This window comes from Actinomycetospora succinea (assembly GCF_004363095.1).
Lineage (GTDB): Bacteria > Actinomycetota > Actinomycetes > Mycobacteriales > Pseudonocardiaceae > Actinomycetospora > Actinomycetospora succinea.
The window spans coordinates 145,244-160,067 of record NZ_SNYO01000008.1; the positions used below are offsets into that span (position 1 = coordinate 145,244).

The 14,824-nt window shown below is 76.4% G+C and carries 17 protein-coding genes; 9 read left to right on the top strand and 8 right to left on the bottom strand.

Annotated elements, in window-relative coordinates; genetic code table 11:
- Nucleotides 1-2: 2 nt before the first annotated feature.
- Genes EV188_RS23565 through EV188_RS23575 form a run of 3 tightly spaced genes read left to right on the top strand, consistent with a single transcriptional unit; the run spans nt 3 to nt 1,771 of the window.
- Complete coding sequence (locus EV188_RS23565; RefSeq protein ID WP_133828750.1) at nt 3-491, top strand: helix-turn-helix domain-containing protein; 489 nt, start codon at nt 3-5, stop codon at nt 489-491.
- On the top strand, nt 488-916 hold the full coding sequence (locus EV188_RS23570) for a VOC family protein (protein WP_133828751.1): 429 nt from the start codon (nt 488-490) through the stop codon (nt 914-916). Before EV188_RS23565 ends, EV188_RS23570 begins: the two co-directional genes overlap by 4 nt.
- Nucleotides 917-943: 27 nt before the next feature.
- On the top strand, nt 944-1,771 hold the full coding sequence (locus tag EV188_RS23575) for a class I SAM-dependent methyltransferase (protein WP_133828752.1): 828 nt from the start codon (nt 944-946) through the stop codon (nt 1,769-1,771).
- Nucleotides 1,772-1,787: 16 nt separating this feature from the next.
- Here the strand turns inward: EV188_RS23575 and EV188_RS23580 are convergent, their stop codons facing one another.
- From EV188_RS23580 to EV188_RS32775, 5 genes are read right to left on the bottom strand one after another with little or no spacing between them, the layout of a single operon-like run.
- Nucleotides 1,788-3,089, bottom strand: coding sequence for a DUF58 domain-containing protein (locus tag EV188_RS23580; protein WP_133828753.1), 1,302 nt, complete (start codon nt 3,087-3,089; stop codon nt 1,788-1,790).
- 3 nt (nt 3,090-3,092) lie between these two features.
- Entirely contained in the window at nt 3,093-4,082 is a 990-nt protein-coding gene (locus EV188_RS23585; protein ID WP_243741962.1) for an AAA family ATPase, read from the bottom strand.
- A gap of 46 nt (nt 4,083-4,128) precedes the next feature.
- Nucleotides 4,129-5,322, bottom strand: a complete 1,194-nt coding sequence (locus EV188_RS23590; protein ID WP_133828755.1) for a DUF4350 domain-containing protein — start codon at nt 5,320-5,322, stop codon at nt 4,129-4,131.
- The gene (locus tag EV188_RS23595) at nt 5,319-5,969 is read right to left on the bottom strand and encodes a DUF4129 domain-containing protein (protein WP_133828756.1); all 651 of its coding nucleotides are present in this window, start codon (nt 5,967-5,969) and stop codon (nt 5,319-5,321) included. The genes EV188_RS23590 and EV188_RS23595 overlap by 4 nt, the downstream gene beginning before the upstream one ends.
- A complete protein-coding gene (locus EV188_RS32775; protein ID WP_133828757.1) occupies nt 5,969-7,498 on the bottom strand; it encodes a DUF7847 domain-containing protein in 1,530 nt (509 codons plus the stop codon). The genes EV188_RS23595 and EV188_RS32775 overlap by 1 nt, the downstream gene beginning before the upstream one ends.
- Before the next feature lie 137 nt (nt 7,499-7,635).
- On the opposite strand from EV188_RS32775, the gene EV188_RS23605 reads away from it, so the two are divergent.
- Together EV188_RS23605 and EV188_RS23610 are read left to right on the top strand one after the other, a co-directional pair.
- Nucleotides 7,636-8,226, top strand: a complete 591-nt coding sequence (locus EV188_RS23605) for a putative glycolipid-binding domain-containing protein (protein ID WP_208114355.1) — start codon at nt 7,636-7,638, stop codon at nt 8,224-8,226.
- A gap of 51 nt (nt 8,227-8,277) precedes the next feature.
- Nucleotides 8,278-8,943 (top strand): TVP38/TMEM64 family protein, encoded by a 666-nt coding sequence (locus EV188_RS23610; protein ID WP_133828758.1) that lies wholly within the window; start codon nt 8,278-8,280, stop codon nt 8,941-8,943.
- Nucleotides 8,944-8,949: 6 nt separating this feature from the next.
- On the opposite strand, the gene EV188_RS23615 is transcribed toward EV188_RS23610, so the two are convergent.
- Nucleotides 8,950-9,237, bottom strand: a complete 288-nt coding sequence (locus EV188_RS23615) for a hypothetical protein (RefSeq protein ID WP_133828759.1) — start codon at nt 9,235-9,237, stop codon at nt 8,950-8,952.
- Between the two features lie 118 nt (nt 9,238-9,355).
- Nucleotides 9,356-10,870, bottom strand: a complete 1,515-nt coding sequence (locus tag EV188_RS23620) for an FAD-dependent oxidoreductase (RefSeq protein ID WP_243741944.1) — start codon at nt 10,868-10,870, stop codon at nt 9,356-9,358.
- Nucleotides 10,871-10,950: 80 nt separating this feature from the next.
- Here EV188_RS23620 and EV188_RS23625 point away from each other — a divergent pair, with 80 nt between their 5' ends.
- From EV188_RS23625 to EV188_RS23640, 4 genes are all read left to right on the top strand, one after another.
- On the top strand, nt 10,951-11,649 hold the full coding sequence (locus EV188_RS23625; protein ID WP_133828760.1) for a ThuA domain-containing protein: 699 nt from the start codon (nt 10,951-10,953) through the stop codon (nt 11,647-11,649).
- On the top strand, nt 11,642-12,418 hold the full coding sequence (locus EV188_RS23630; protein ID WP_166660038.1) for a sugar phosphate isomerase/epimerase family protein: 777 nt from the start codon (nt 11,642-11,644) through the stop codon (nt 12,416-12,418). Before EV188_RS23625 ends, EV188_RS23630 begins: the two co-directional genes overlap by 8 nt.
- Nucleotides 12,418-13,176: an SDR family NAD(P)-dependent oxidoreductase gene (locus tag EV188_RS23635; protein ID WP_243741945.1), complete on the top strand. Its 759-nt coding sequence runs from the start codon at nt 12,418-12,420 to the stop codon at nt 13,174-13,176. Before EV188_RS23630 ends, EV188_RS23635 begins: the two co-directional genes overlap by 1 nt.
- Before the next feature lie 74 nt (nt 13,177-13,250).
- Nucleotides 13,251-14,198 (top strand): RNA polymerase subunit sigma-70, encoded by a 948-nt coding sequence (locus EV188_RS23640; protein ID WP_133828762.1) that lies wholly within the window; start codon nt 13,251-13,253, stop codon nt 14,196-14,198.
- Nucleotides 14,199-14,205: 7 nt separating this feature from the next.
- Here the strand turns inward: EV188_RS23640 and EV188_RS23645 are convergent, their stop codons facing one another.
- Nucleotides 14,206-14,766: a dihydrofolate reductase family protein gene (locus EV188_RS23645; protein WP_133828763.1), complete on the bottom strand. Its 561-nt coding sequence runs from the start codon at nt 14,764-14,766 to the stop codon at nt 14,206-14,208.
- Nucleotides 14,767-14,824: the final 58 nt, after the last annotated feature.

The following is a 14,824-nucleotide window of genomic DNA, read 5'->3' on the forward strand; positions in this document are numbered from 1 at the left end:
CCGTGCAGACGGTCCCCGACGACCTCCTCGTCGGCCTGCGCCGCGCCCGCGACCGGATCGACCGGCACTACGCCGAGCCGCTCGACCTCGACGCCCTCGCCGCCACGGCGGGCCTGTCGAAGTACCACTTCCTGCGCTGCTTCGCCCGCACCTACGGCCGCACCCCGCACGCCTACCTCACCGAGCGCCGGGTCGAGCGCGCCCAGGACCTGCTGCGCGCCACCAACCTGACCGTCACCGAGGTGTGCTGGCTCGTCGGCTACTCGGGCCTCGGGTCGTTCTCGACGCGGTTCCGCCGTCTCGTGGGCTGCAGCCCCTCGGAGTACCAGGCGCGCTGGGCGCGCACGGGCCCGCCGCGGATCCCGGGCTGCTTCGTGATGATGCACGGGCTCTCGGACCGCTCAGCGGAGCGGAGCCGGTCCATCGGCTCGGACCGAGCAATCGCGGAGAAGCCGGAGGAGGACCACCCCCGAGGAGAATCCTCCGCATGATCACCAACATCTCGCTGTTCACCCTCTACGTCACCGACCAGGACGACGCGAAGAAGTTCTACTGCGACGTGCTGGGGTTCGTGGAGGGCACCGACGTCCAGATGGGCGAGGGCTTCCGCTGGGTGACGGTGAAGCACCCGCGGCAGCCGGAGCTCGAGGTGACGCTGATGGTCCCCGGCCCGCCGCTGAACGAGGAGATGGCCGGCGCCGTCCGCCGCGCGCTCGCGAGCGGGACGATGGGCGGCTTCGGGCTCACCACCGACGACTGCCGCGCCGAGTACGAGCGCCTGACGGAGCTGGGCATCGAGTTCACCCAGGAGCCCTCGGAGCGCCCGTACGGCGTCGAGGCCGTCATGCGCGACAACTCCGGCAACTGGCTCGTGCTCGTCGAACCGCGGCCGTTCGACCCGGCGGACTTCGGCTGAGGGACGTCGGCTGACACGCTGTCCCACGTGGACGCACGGGCGGAGCAGAGCGCGGCCTGGAACGGCACCGGCGGCGACGCCTGGGTGCGCCTGCAACCCGTGCTCGACGCGCTCTACGCGCCGGTCGAGGAGCTCCTCGTCGACCGGGTGGCCGCCGCGGTCGCCGGACCCGCGCCGACCGTGATCGACGTCGGGTGCGGCACCGGCGCGACGACGCTGGCGCTCGCCCGCCGCCTCGGCCCGGCGGCCCGCTGCGTGGGCGTCGACCTGTCCGAGCCCATGGTGGCGCTGGCCCGGACGCGCGACCCCGACTCGGCCGAGTTCCTCGTCGCCGACGCCGGCCGGCACCGGTTCGACCCGGGCGGCGCGGACGTCATCGCGTCGCGGTTCGGGGTGATGTTCTTCGACGAGCCCGCAGCGGCGTTCGCGAACCTGCACGCCGCCACCCGCCCGGGCGGGGCGCTGCGCGCGATCGTCTGGCGCCGGCCCGAGGAGAACCCGTTCATGACGCGCGCCGGCGAGACCGCCGCGCCGCTGCTCGAGGTGCCGGCGTGGGCTCCCGACGTGCCGGGCCCGTTCGCGCTCGCCGACCCCGACCGCACGCTGCGCCTGCTGCGCACCGCGGGCTGGTCGACGGCGACCGCCGACCCCGTCGACCTCGTCTGCGAGATGCCGGCCGGGAGCCTCGACGCCTACCTCGGCGCGCTCGGACCGGTGGGCCGCGCGCTCGCCGGGGCGGACGCGGCGTTCCGGGCCCGGGTCCTCGACCACGTCCGGCCGGCGTTCGACGAGTTCCGCGCGGGCGACCGGGTCCGGTTCACCGCGGCGTGCTGGCTGCTCTGGGGCGAAGCTTGATCTCCGGGGGCGTGACTCAGAGCCGCCCGGCGGCCTTGAGCGCCAGGTAGCGGTCGGCGACGGCCGGGGGCAGGTCGTCGGGCGCCGCGTCGACGATCTCCACCCCGCGGCGCCCGAGGCGCTCGGCGGTGCGGCGCCGGGCGTCGCGGGCCGCACCGGCCGCGGCGGCGGTGTAGACGGCCTCGGCGTCCCCGCGGCCCGCGGCCATCGTCGCGAGCTCCGGGTCGGCGACGGCGGCGAGCAGCAGGGTGTGCCGGCGCAGCAGGGTGCCCAGGACCGGGTCGAGGCCCTCGGTCACCGCCGCCTCCTCGAGCCCCGTGACCAGCACGATCAGGCTGCGCCGCCCCGCCCGCGCCAGCGCCGCGGCGGCGAGCAGGCGCATGTCGGTCTCGACCAGGCGCGGCTCCAGCGGCGCCATCGCCGTGACCAGCGCGGGCAGCAGGTCGCGCTCGGTCGCGCCGAGCACGGAGGCGCGGACCTCGCGGTCGAGGGCGAGCAGGTCGACGCGGTCGCCGCCGCGCGAGGCCAGCGCGGCGAGCAGCAGCGCGGTGTCGAGGGCGGCGTCGAGCCGGGGCGCGTCGCCGACCCGTCCCGCGGCGCTGCGGCCCGTGTCGATCACGACGAGGACGTGGCGGTCGCGCTCGGGGCGCCAGGTCCGGACGACGAGGTCGTGCGAGCGCGCCGAGGCCCGCCAGTCGATGGAGCGCACGTCGTCGCCGGCGACGTACTCGCGCAGCGAGTCGAACTCGGTGCCCTGCCCGCGCACCTGGACCGCGCGGCGCCCGTCGAGCTCCCGCAGGCGCGCCAGCCGGGACGGCAGGTGGCGGCGCGACCCGAACGCCGGCAGCACCCGCACGCGCGCGGGCACGACCCGCCGGCCCTGCCGGGCGCCGATCCCGAGCGGCCCGAGCGAGCGGAGGGTCACGCGCACGGCGTCGCGGTCGCCGCGCCGGGTCGGGGTCAGGGTGGAGACGACCCGGCGCCGCTCCCCCGCCGGCACGACCAGCCGGTGCCGCGACGGGACCGCGCCGGCCGAGGGCTCCCAGGCGTCGCGCACCAGGAGCACCGCCCGGCGCCGGGCGGGGTTGGCGACGCGCAGCGCGACCTCGAGCGAGGTGCCGAGGCGCAGGGTGGTCGTGTCCTCCTGCTCGCGGTCGAGACGCAGCGCCGTCACGGGCACGGCGGCCAGGGCGTCGACGACCGCGGCGAGCGCCAGCACCCCGGACACCACGAGCACCCCGGTCCCCGACGGCCACGCCAGGCCGACGACCAGCGCGCCCAGGGCGACGAGGAGCGCGAAGCGCCCGGTGACCGCCATGGTCTAGCGGGGCACCGGCACCGCGCCGAGCACCCCGGACACGACGCCGTCGGCGGTCACGCCCTCGAGCTCGGCCTCGGCGCGCACGGCGACGCGGTGGCGCAGCACCGGCAGCGCGAGGGCCTGGACGTCGTCCGGGGTCACGTACTCGCGACCCGAGAGCCAGGCCCAGCACCGGGCGGCGAGCAGCAGCGCCGTCGCCCCGCGCGGCGAGACCCCGAGGCGCAGCGACGGCGACGAGCGGGTCGCCCGGCACAGGTCGACGACGTAGGCGAGGAGCTCGGGACGCGCGGTCACCCGGGACACCGCCGCGCGCCCGGCCCGCAGGTGCTCGGGCCCGGCGACCGGGCGGACGCCGGCGCCGGCGAGGTCGCGCGGGTCGAAGCCCTCGGCGTGCCGGCCGAGCATCCGGATCTCGTCGTCGCGCAGCGGCAGGGGCAGCACGAGCTTGAGCAGGAACCGGTCGAGCTGGGCCTCGGGCAGCGGGTAGGTGCCCTCGTACTCGACGGGGTTCTGGGTCGCCGCCACCACGAACGGATCGGGCAGCGGGCGCGGCACCCCGTCCACCGAGACCTGGAACTCCTCCATCGCCTCCAGCAGCGAGGCCTGGGTCTTCGGCGGGGTGCGGTTGATCTCGTCGGCGAGCAGCAGGTTGGTGAACACCGGGCCGGGGCGGAACGAGAACTCGGCGCTGCGGGAGTCGTAGACCAGCGAGCCGGTGACGTCGCCGGGCATGAGGTCGGGGGTGAACTGCACCCGGCGGTCCTCCAGCGACAGCGCCGCCGCGACCGCCCGCACCAGCAGCGTCTTCGCCACGCCGGGCACGCCCTCGAGCAGCACGTGGCGACGGCTGAGCAGCGCGATGACGAGGCCGGTGACCGCGGCGTCGTGGCCGACGACGGCCTTGGCGACCTCGCGGCGCAGGGCGAGCAGGGCGTCGCGCGCCTCGTCACCGGTGACGCTTCCCGAGACGTCCCCCGCGCCGGTCGTCACCACCGTGGTGTCGGTGCCCTCGCTGCTGGTCACGCTCGCCATCCGATCATGCGGACCCCGGGCGGCCGTCGGCGGCCGTGTCCCGCACGGCGCGGCGCAGCCCGTCGAGATCACCGGCGAGGCGCACCAGGGCGGGGTCGTCGGGCGGCTCCGGGCCGTCGAGCAGCGCACCGACCTCGGCCACCGGCCGGCCGGTGCGCGCGGCGACGGCGTCGACGACGGCGGCGACGCCCCCGCCGCGCGGCACGCCGAGGCGGGCGGCGAGCTCGCGGTGGGCGTCGCCCCGCAGTGCCGCGGCGGCCCGGTCGCGGGCGCCGGCGCGGCGGTAGAGCCGGGCCCGGCCCCGCACGGTCTCGCCGGCGGGGACGACGACGGGCAGGTCCTCGGTCACGACCGGGCCGAGCCGCCGGCCCCGCCACAGGGCGACGGCGACCCCGGCGACGAGCAGCTGCAGCGGCCCCCAGATCCACCCGGCGGGCAGCAACTCCGAGGTGCTGCGCTCCTGGCCGGGCTCCGCGGGTGGCGGGACGGGCAGGTACCAGAGCAGGTCGGGGTGGGCGCCGAGCAGGTTGAGCGCGAGCGCGGCGTTGCCCCGCTCGTCGAGGGCGTCGTTGGTGAACGGGGTGGCGTCGCCGACGACCGTCACGGTCCGGTCGCCCTCGCGCACGCTCACCAGCGACGCGGCGCCGACCTGGCCGTCCGTGGGGTAGCAGCGGTCCGCCGCCAGCCCGGGGTCGACGCCGTACGCGGCGCCCTCGAGGTCGACGGGCCCGGCGCGCACGGCCGCGGGCACGCCGCACGCCGGGTCGGTGGGCTCGGGCAGCTCGATCGGCTCGGGCCGCACCCCCGGCGCGAGCGCGGTGAGGGACCGCTCGTCGGGACGCACGAGCACGACGTCGGCGCCCGAGGCGGCGAGGGCGTCGCGCTGGCGGGTGCTCATGCGCTCGGGGAACGCGACGAACACCGTGCGGCCCGGGACGGCCGTGGCCGGGTCGAGGTCGTCGACGGCGCGGATCCGCACGCCCTGGTCCTCGAGGAGGTGCGCCAGCGCCATGCCGCCCTCGGGTGCGGCGCCCTCGGGGCTGAGGTCGCCGATACGCGGCGCGGCGGTGAGCACGGCGACGACCAGCGCGGCCGCGAGGACCAGCGCGCCGATGAGGACCGGCCCGCGCCAGCGCCGGGCGTTCGCCGCGAACGTGGTGTTCGCTGCGTCGACGCGTCCGGACTCCCCGGTGATCACGGCGCGGCCACCGCGCGCGTCCCCGCGACGGCGGCGTCGATCTCGCGCAGGCGGGCGTCGGTGCCGGCGTCGGCCGCGCGCCCGCCGTAGACCGTCTCGTCGAACCGGCGGGCGGCCTCGAGCAGGTCGTCGGCGACGGGCGGCAGCGCGCGCCCACCCTCGCGCGCCGCGTCGCCCGCGGTGCGCCCCTGCCGGGGTTCGAGCAGCGTGCGCTCCTCCAGCGACCGCACGATCGCGCGCATCCGCTCGCGGACGGCGTCGTCGAAGTAGCCGGCCTTCGCGTGCCCGTCGGCGAGGCGGCGGTGCTCGTCGGCGGTGCGCTCGGTGCCGCCCAGGACCGCGCCGGGGACCGCCGCCGTCCGCGCCAGCCGGCCGAACCGCCGGCGGACGACGACGATCACGATGACGAGGACGACCAGCAGCACGAGCAGCCCCCACCCGCCGCCGGGCGAGACGCCGGACGCGGCGCGCAGCAGGTCCTCGAGGCGCCGCGCGATCCACCGCAGCGCCTCCTGCACCGGGTCGGGCGCCGCCTCCTGGTAGACCCGCCCGGAGAGCTCCTCGCGGGCCAGCTCGCGGGCGGGGTCCGCGCCGATGTCGACGGGCACGACCCCCGGTACCGGGACGGCCGGCACCACCGGATCCATCAGCGGGGCCCCACCGCGGCCCGCTGCAGCTCGATGTCGAAGCCCTCGCGGCGCATCCGCTGGTCGACGTAGAGGAGGCCGGTGACCCCGGACTGGAACGGGGTGGTCAGCGTGCTCGCGATGATCGAGCCCAGCGCCGTGACCAGCAGCACCCAGGTCGGCATGGACGCCGCACCTTCGACGCCGCCGGCCGCGCCGAACGCGGCGACGCCCCCGATGAGCCCGAACGGGATGGCGATCACGAAGGCGACGAAGGCCGCGATGATCCCGCCGAGCAGCTGGATGCCGAGCACCGGCCACCACCGCCCCTTGACCAGGAACCACGACCGGCGCAGCGCCTCGGTGACGCCGACGCCCTCGAGGACGTAGGCGGGCGCGGCCAGCGACAGCGACACCCCGACCCAGATGAGGACGACGACGGCGGCGAGCACCCCGATGCCGATGACGACGCCGCCGAGCGTGCCGTCCACCAGCAGGAGCAGGAGCCCGGGGATCGCGCCGACGAGCAGGATGCCGATCGCGATGAGGGCGACGAGCAGCGAGAGCCCGATGACGCCGAGCACCCGGGGCTGGGCGGCCCGCCAGGTCTCGCTCGCGTCGACGGGGGCGCCGAGCACCGAGCGGCTGATGACGACCATGAGGATGCCGGTGAGCACCGAGGTCGCGATGAGCGTGACGACCCCGCCCACGAACGACGACGCGCCCTGGCCGGCGACCTGTCCGGTGATCCGGGAGAGGTCCGGCGACGCGCCGAACGACGCCGGCGACGCCGTCGGGACCAGCAGCGTGACGACGAGCTGGGCCAGCGTGCTGACCACCGCCACGACGGCGGACCAGCCGAGCACGATCTTGGGGTGGGCGCGGATGTAGCCGAGCGCGCCGTCGAGGATCTCGCCGAGCCCGAGCGGGCGCAGCGGCACGATGCCGGGCTTCGGCGCGCGCGGCGGCATGCCGCCGGGCGGGCCGAAGCCGGGCTGACCGGCCGGCTGCCCGTACCCGGGCTGCTGCCCGTACCCGGGCTGCTGGCCGTACCCCTGCTGCCCGTACCCCGGCTGTTGCCCGTACCCCGGCTGTTGCCCGTACCCCGGCTGTTGCCCGTATCCCTGCTGGCCGTATCCCGGCTGTCCGCCGGGCGCCGCGCCGTAGCCCGGCTGCTGCTGCCCGTAGCTCTGGCCGTACCCCGGCTGTCCGCCCGGTGCCGCGCCGTAGCCGGGCTGCTGCCCGTACCCCGGCTGCTGGCCGTACCCCTGCCCGGAGCCGGCCTGACCGGCGCCGTAGCCCTGCTGACCGCCCGGCGGCCCGTACCCCGGCTGTGCGAATCCGGAGGACCCGCCGACCGTCGGCTGGTCGCTGCCCGGGGTCCCGCCGCCGTCACCCCCGCCCGGGTCCCACGCCGGGACCGAGGACGGGGCGGGCGTGCCGCGGGGCGGGGTGGCCTCGCCGTTCCCGGTGCCGTCGTCGGAGGATCCGGAGGCACCCGACGACTCGGGACGCTGGCCGGACGGCTGGTCGGACGACGGACCACTCACCTGGGCACGCTCCCCTCTCCGCGCCGGTGACTCCCCGCGCCGAACCGATGACGCGGTGATCGTGCCACGCGGGCGGGCGCGCCACGTGTGAACGGGCGTCGCCGTGTCCGCCACCGGCGGTCTGCCACGATCCTCCGGTGGCCCTGCACTCCGCGATGTGGCGACGGCTGGACGTCTCCGACGGCCTCGCCCACGGCGCCCTCTCCGACTACACCCCCGACGGCACCCACCCGGACGGTGCGCACCTGCTCGACGGCTCGGGGGTGATGCGGGACGACGCCGGGCCGTGGTCGCTGCGCTACTCGGTGATCGCCGACCGGGCGTGGCTGACCCGCACGGTGTTCGTCGAGGTGCTCGCCGACGACGGGCTCGAGCGGGTGACCCTGGAGGTCGACCACCTGGGTGAATGGTCGCTGGACGGGCGGCCCTGGCCCGACCTGCGCGGCTGCACCGACGTCGACGTCTCGGCCTCGCCGCTGACCAACACCCTGCCGATCCGGCGCCTCGACCTGCCGGTGGGCGCCGAGGCGTCGATCGACGTGGCGTGGCTCGACGTGCCGTCGCTCGCGGTGCACCGGGTGCGCCAGGTCTACCGCCGCGGCCCCGACGACGCCCGCGGCCTCGCGACCTACACGTACGCCGACCCGACCTACGGCGAGTTCGGCGTCACCGTCGACCCGGTGGGCATGGTCGTCGCGTATCAGGGCCTGTTCACGCGGGTCGCCTGAGTACCCTCGTCCGGGACACGAGGAGGTCGACGACGGGAGCGCGCACCGACCGTGGCACCGCTGCGTCTGTCGTCCGGGCCCGCCCGGTGGTTCGTGCTCGCGGCCGTGCTGCTCGCGCTGGTCGTCCTCGCGCTCACCGTGCCGGTGCCGACACCGCTCGAGCTGCGCGACCGGGTCGCCGCGCTCGGGGCGTGGGCGCCGATGGCGTTCCTGCTGGTGCACACGGTGGCGGCGACGACGCCGGTCCCGCGCACGGCGTTCTCCCTGTCCGCGGGCCTGCTCTTCGGGCCCTGGACGGGGCTGACGCTGTGCCTGGTGGCGAGCGTCGTCTCGGCCGCGGCGGGGTTCGCGATCTCGCGGCGCCTCGGCGGCCGCGCCGTGGAGCGTCTCGGGCCGGGCCGGGTCCGGATGCTCGAGGAGCGGCTGAGCTCCCGGGGCCTGCTCGCGGTCGTCTCGGCGCGGTTCGTGCCGTTCATCCCGTTCGCGCCGCTGAACTACACGTTCGGGGTGACGAGCGTGCGGTGGCGGCACTACCTCGTTGGCACCGCGATCGGCCTGGTCCCCGGCACGTCGGCGGTGGTCCTGCTCGGCGACGCGGCCACCGGCTCGGTCTCACCGAGCATGCTCGCCGTCTTCGTGGTCAGCGGCACGCTCGGGGTGATCGGCGTGGCGCTGTGTGCGCGCACGCCGGCCGCGGATACGGCCGAGGAGGCCTGAGGGTCGTCAGCCGCCGGGCGCCGGGGCGGGCGCGGGCTCGCCGGCGGGCTCCGGCGCCTCCGCGCTGGTCCGCGGGGCCTCCGCGGGACCGATCGGCTCCGGACCGGGGGTGATGACGCCGGGCTGCGGCGGCGGACCGGGCGGCGGGAATCCGGAGGTCGAGTACTCGTTCGGGCTCGACGGGGACCCCGGGGCGGGCTCGGCGGGGAACACGCACCCGCTCAGGGCCACGCCTGCGGCGAGCAGCACGCCCACCAGCGCCGCCGTGCGCCCGGCCGTCCGTCGGTTCGCCACTGCAGGTCCTCCCGGGTCTCCCACCGGTCCTCCGCCGGCGGCGCGCAGACGGTATCGCGTCGCCGCCCGACCCGCCGTGCCCCCACGTGCGTGATCTTCTGCGCTATGGCTCAGAAGATCACGCACGTGGGCGGCGGGCGAGCACCCCGCGCGGCCGGATCGAGCGCATCGGCTCGGGCGCCACGCCCTCCTCGCGCAGGACGTCGTTGGCGGCGGTGACGGCCGTGACCGCCGCCCGCTCCATGAGCGCGGACGGGACGTCGCTCGCCACCCAGTCGCCGGCCAGGCGCAGCCCGCGCGCGTCGGTGAGGACGCCGGGGCGCACGAGGTGGTAGCCGGGGTCGAAGCCCGGCGCGTTGGTGTAGCGGTGGGTCTCGGCGTGGAGCACGCGCAGGTCCGCGGCCTCCGGCCACAGCGCGGCGAGCTCCTCGCGCATCGCCGCCACCAGGTCGTCGGCCGACTCCCCGGGCGGGCACGCGTAGGAGTGCAGCTCGAGCACCGAGCGCCCGGGGCCCGCCCAGCGCGCCGACCCGCCCTCGAGGCGGTGGAACAGGGTCACCGAGTCGAGGACGCGCTCGCGGGTCACGCCGGTGAACACCGCCCGGCCGGGGTCGACGTCGCCCTCGCAGTACAGGCGGGTGACGACGTAGGGCTCGCCGCTGGGCAGCGCGGAGATCCGCCGCGCGAGCCCCGGTGCGGTGGCGATCAGCTCGGGCGAGGCGGCGACGAGGTCGCGGGTGGCGGGGACGTCGGTGGCCACCACCAGGTGACGGGCGTGCCGCGCGGGCTCCCCGTCGACGTCGACCGCCCAGCCCCGCGCGCCGTCGGGGCGCAGCGACACCGCCCGCGCGCCGGTGGTCACGGTCGCCCCGTGCTTCTCGAGCAGGCGGGTGAACGGCTCCCAGAGCGCCGTGCGGTAGTCCTCGACCGGGGCGTCCATGCCGAGGCCCTCGGGGTTCGCGGTGAAGTAGAAGTGGCACATCGCCAGGAACTCGGCCGCCGAGTACCGCTGCTCGAGGTTGAAGAACGAGTGCGCGAAGACCTCGAAGAGCATCGCGCGGCCGCGGTCGGAGAAGCCCAGGGAGTCGAGGAGCTCGGCGGCGCTGCGGTGGTCGTGCTCGGCGTACGTGCGGGCGGGGTCGTAGCGCAGCATCGCCAGCGCCTCGTCGCCGTCGACGTGGCGCAGCTCGCGGAGCTTGAAGCTCGGGCTGCGCACCACCAGCGCGGCGAGGTTGAGCAGCGGCGTGCGGGGCAGCGCCGTGAAGTCCTCCTGCGCCCAGCCCACCGAGGGCCGGCTCGCGATCGGGTAGCCGCCGACGTCGCGCAGGAAGCCGAGGTCGGGGTCGAGGCGGCGCAGGATGTCGCGCAGCGTGTAGTACTGCCGGAAGAACCCGTGGTAGCCGTGCTCGACGACCACCTCGGAGCCGTCGGGCAGCCGCCGGTCCCACGTCCCGAGGCGTCCGCCCAGGTGGGGGGCCGCCTCGAGCAGCTCGACCGCCACGCCGCGCTCGGCGAGCACCAGCGCGGCGCTCACCCCCGCGATGCCGCCGCCGACCACCACCGCCGTGGCGTCCGGCCCGACGCGCTGCGGGAGGTCGGGGCGGGCGGGGACGTGGTGGTGGGGACCGAACACGGACGCCGACCCTATCCGCGCGGACGCGCCGAGGCCGTACAGTCCACTAGTGGTGAAGTGACTGACGACGGGAGGGTCTCGTGCGCGCGGTGGTGCTGTCCGGAGGTCTGACGCACGACTTCCCCGCCACGACGTCCTGCCTCGCCGAGCTGCTGGCCCCGCTCGGCGTCGAGGTCGAGGTGCACGAGGGCACCGCCGGCGTCGACTCCGCCCTGCTCGCCCTGCCCCGCGCCGACCTCCTGGTGGTCAACGCGCTGCGCTGGACGATGACCGGCCCCGGCGTCCCCGACCGCTACCGCGAGAAGGCCGGCGAGGAGGGCGCGAGCCCGTCGGACGCCGCCCGCGCCGCCTTCGACGCCCACCTCGCCCGCGGCGGCGGCGTGCTCGCGATGCACACCGCCGCGCTCTGCTTCGACGACTGGCCGGGGTGGGCGGACGCGCTCGGCGCGCGCTGGGTCTGGGGGCACTCCCAGCACCCGCCGCTCGGTCCCGTCGTCGACGTATCGGTCACCGGCGACGACGCCCTGGTCCACGGGGTCGACTGCTTCTCGCTGGTCGACGAGGTCTACGGCGACATGGAGCTCGCCGACGACCTGGACCCGCTGCTCGCCGCCCCCCAGCCCGGTCCCGACGGCCGCGTCATGCCCCTGTTCTGGGCCCGCGAGCACGGTGGCGGGCGCGTCGTCTACGACGCCCTCGGGCACCACCCGCCGTCGTACGCGGTCCGCGAGCACGCGGAGATCGTCACCCGGGCCGCCCGATGGGCCCTCGGTGGCTGATCACACGCCCCCTGGCCACGCGCTGTCCCTCTCCGCCGGCTGCGTGCTCGACCTCGAGCCCGCCGAGACCGTGGGCATCGCCGCCGCGAGCGGCTACGACCTCGTCGGGGTCCGCCTCGCCAACCCCCGGGCGCAGCGCGACGCGGTGGCCCGCGCGCTCGCCGACCACCCCGTCGGGCTCCTCGACGTCGAGGTCGTCCGGCTGGGTGCCGACCCCCTCACCGACCACGACCGCGCCCTCGCCGAGACCGCGGCCGACCTCGGCGCCCGGTTCCTGCTCACCGTCTCCGACGAGCCCGACGAGGACGTCACCACCGCGCGCGTCGCCGAGCTGGTGGACCTCCTGCGCGGCGCGCCCACCCGCGTCGCCCTCGAGCCGATGCGGTTCACCGGCGTCCGGACGCGCGAGGCCGCCGAGCGGGTCGCGCGCGCGGCCGGGGCGACGGTCCTGCTCGACCCCCTGCACCTGCACCGCACCGGCGACGACCCGGCCCGCCCCGCGGACCGCGCGCTGACCGGGTACGCGCAGCTCACCGACCTCGCCGACCCGGGCACGACCCCGCCGGACCTCGCCCACGAGGCCCGCCACGACCGGGTCCCGCCCGGCCACGGCGGGCTGGACCTCGGCGCCTTCGTCGCGGGCCTGCCCCCGGCCGTCCCGCTCGCCGTCGAGGTGCAGTCCGACCGGCTGCGCGCGACGACCGCCCCCCTGGAGCGCGCGCTGATGCTGCGGCTCGCCGCGGAGACCGTCCTGAGAGGAACCGCCTGATGGCACGACCGATCGCCGGCATGTCCGTCCTGGTCACCGGAGGGGGGTCGGGCATCGGCGAGACCGTGGTGACACGCCTGGCCGCCGCCGGCGCGCACGTCACGCTGACCGGGCGCCGGGCCGAGAAGATCGGCGCCGTCGCCGAGCGCACCGGGGCCCGCCCGGTCACCGGCGACGTCACCGTCGAGGCCGACCGGCACGCGATGGTCGACGCCGCGGTGGAGCACGGCGGCGGTCTCGACGCCGTGGTGCACGCGGCCGGCAACATGTACCGGGGCCCGCTCGCGGAGCTGACCGAGCAGGGCCTGCACGACGTCTTCGCGTCCAACACGATCGCGCCGATGCTGCTCACGGGCCTCGCCCTCCCCCACCTCGTCGCGTCGGGCGGCGCGGTCGTGTTCTTCGGCTCGGTGCACACCCAGCGGGCCTTCCCGGGCGCGTCCCCCTACGCGGCGACCAAGGGCGCGCTGGAGACCCTGACCGGGGTGCTCGCCGCCGAGCTGGGCCCGCAGGGCGTCCGCGTCAGCTGCGTGCGCCCGGGCGGCGTGCTCACCGAGATCAACCAGCGCGCGGGCGTCTTCGACGACGCCACCGCCGCGGAGCGGATGCAGTCCCTCGGCCCGGCGCACGCCCTGGGCCGGCCCGGCACCACCGACGAGGTCGCCGAGGCCGTCGAGTACCTGCTCGGCGCGGAATGGGTGACCGGCAACGTCCTCACCGTCGACGGCGGACTCGGCCTGGGCGTCACCCACGCCTGAGCGTCACCGATCAGGAATCCACCGCCGGATCGTCGGTCCTGGTGCCCCTCGCACCGCTGGAAGGATCGACCACCATGACCGACGCCGCCGAGGCATCGCGATTCGCCCTCGTCACCGAGCCCCACCGGCGCGAGCTGCAGGTGCACTGCTACCGGATGCTCGCGAACTACGACGACGCCCAGGACATGACGCAGGAGACGTTCCTGCGGGCGTGGCGCAAGCGGGCGTCGTTCGAGGGCCGTGCCGCGCTGCGGACCTGGCTGTACCGGATCGCGACGAACGCCTGCCTCGACTTCCTGGAGAAGCGCAACGACCGCACGCCGGTCCCCGTCGAGGGCTCGGAAGTGGCCCACCTGCAGCCCTACCCCGATCGCATGCTCCCGGAGGACCCGCTGGACGCGGCGGTGGCGCGGGAGACGATCGAGCTCGCGTTCGTCGTCGCCGTGGCGCACCTGCCGCCGCGCCAACGGGCGGTGTTCGTCCTGCGCGACGTCCTCGGCTGGCCGGCGTCGACGGCCGCCGACGCCCTCGAGCTGACCCTCGCCTCGGTCACCAGCGCCCTGCAGCGGGCGCGCGTGACCATGCGCGAGCAGCTGCCCGACCGCCGCCTCGACTGGCGCAGCCCCGCCACCCACGCGCTGTCGGACGCCGAGCGCGGCGTGCTGAGGGCCTACATGGACGCCCACGAGCGCAACGACCTCGACGGGCTGGCATCCCTGCTGCGCGACGACCTGCGCTTCGCGATGCTGCCCGACCCGGGCACCGTGACGGTGGGGGCGCGCGACGCGGTGGACGGCTGGGTCTCCGGCGGGCTCTTCGGGCCCGGCATGGACGACTGGCGCGCTGTGGCCACCACGGTCAACCGCATGCCGGCCGCCGCGCTGTACCGCCGCGCCCCCGACGACCCGGAGTACCGCCTGTTCGCCCTCGCGGTCCTGCACGTCGTCGACGGGGAGATCGCCGAGCTCACCGGGTTCGACGCCACCGACAAGCCCTGGCTGGGCCTGCCCGCGACCTCGTGACCCGTGCTCACCGCCTCGTCGCGTACCGGGTCAGCACCGTGCCGCCGGGGAAGGTCCGGGTCTCGACCAGGTCCAGGTCGACCCACGTGTCGAGCGCGGCGAACATCGGCAGGCCGCCGCCCAGGAGGACCGGGTGCGTGACGATCGCGTATTCGTCGATCAGCCCGGCCCGCATGGCCGCCCCGGCGAGGGTGGCGCCCGCGATGTCCATCGGGCCGCCGTCCTCGGCCTTCAGCCTCGTGATCTCGGCGACGGCGTCGCCGGTGACCAGGCGGGCCCCCTCGACCGTGCCGAGCGTCGAGGAGAACACCACCTTGGGCATGTCCCGCCAGCGGCGGGCGAACTCGACATGCGCCGGTGTGGCGCCCGGCTGCTGGTCGGCGGTCGGCCAGTGGGCGCTCATCCCCTCCCAGAGCCGGCGCCCGTAGAGCGCCAGGCCGGTCGCGGCCACCCGGTCGGAGAACCACTGGAACAGCTCGTCGCTCGGCATGCTCCAGCCCAGGTCGTCGCCGGGTGCGGCGACGTAGCCGTCCAGGCTCACGTTCATGCCGAAGGTCAGTTCCCGCATCGTGCGTGCCTCCTGTGTGTCGACGTCACAGGTACCGACGGGCGGCGCGCGGGAAGCT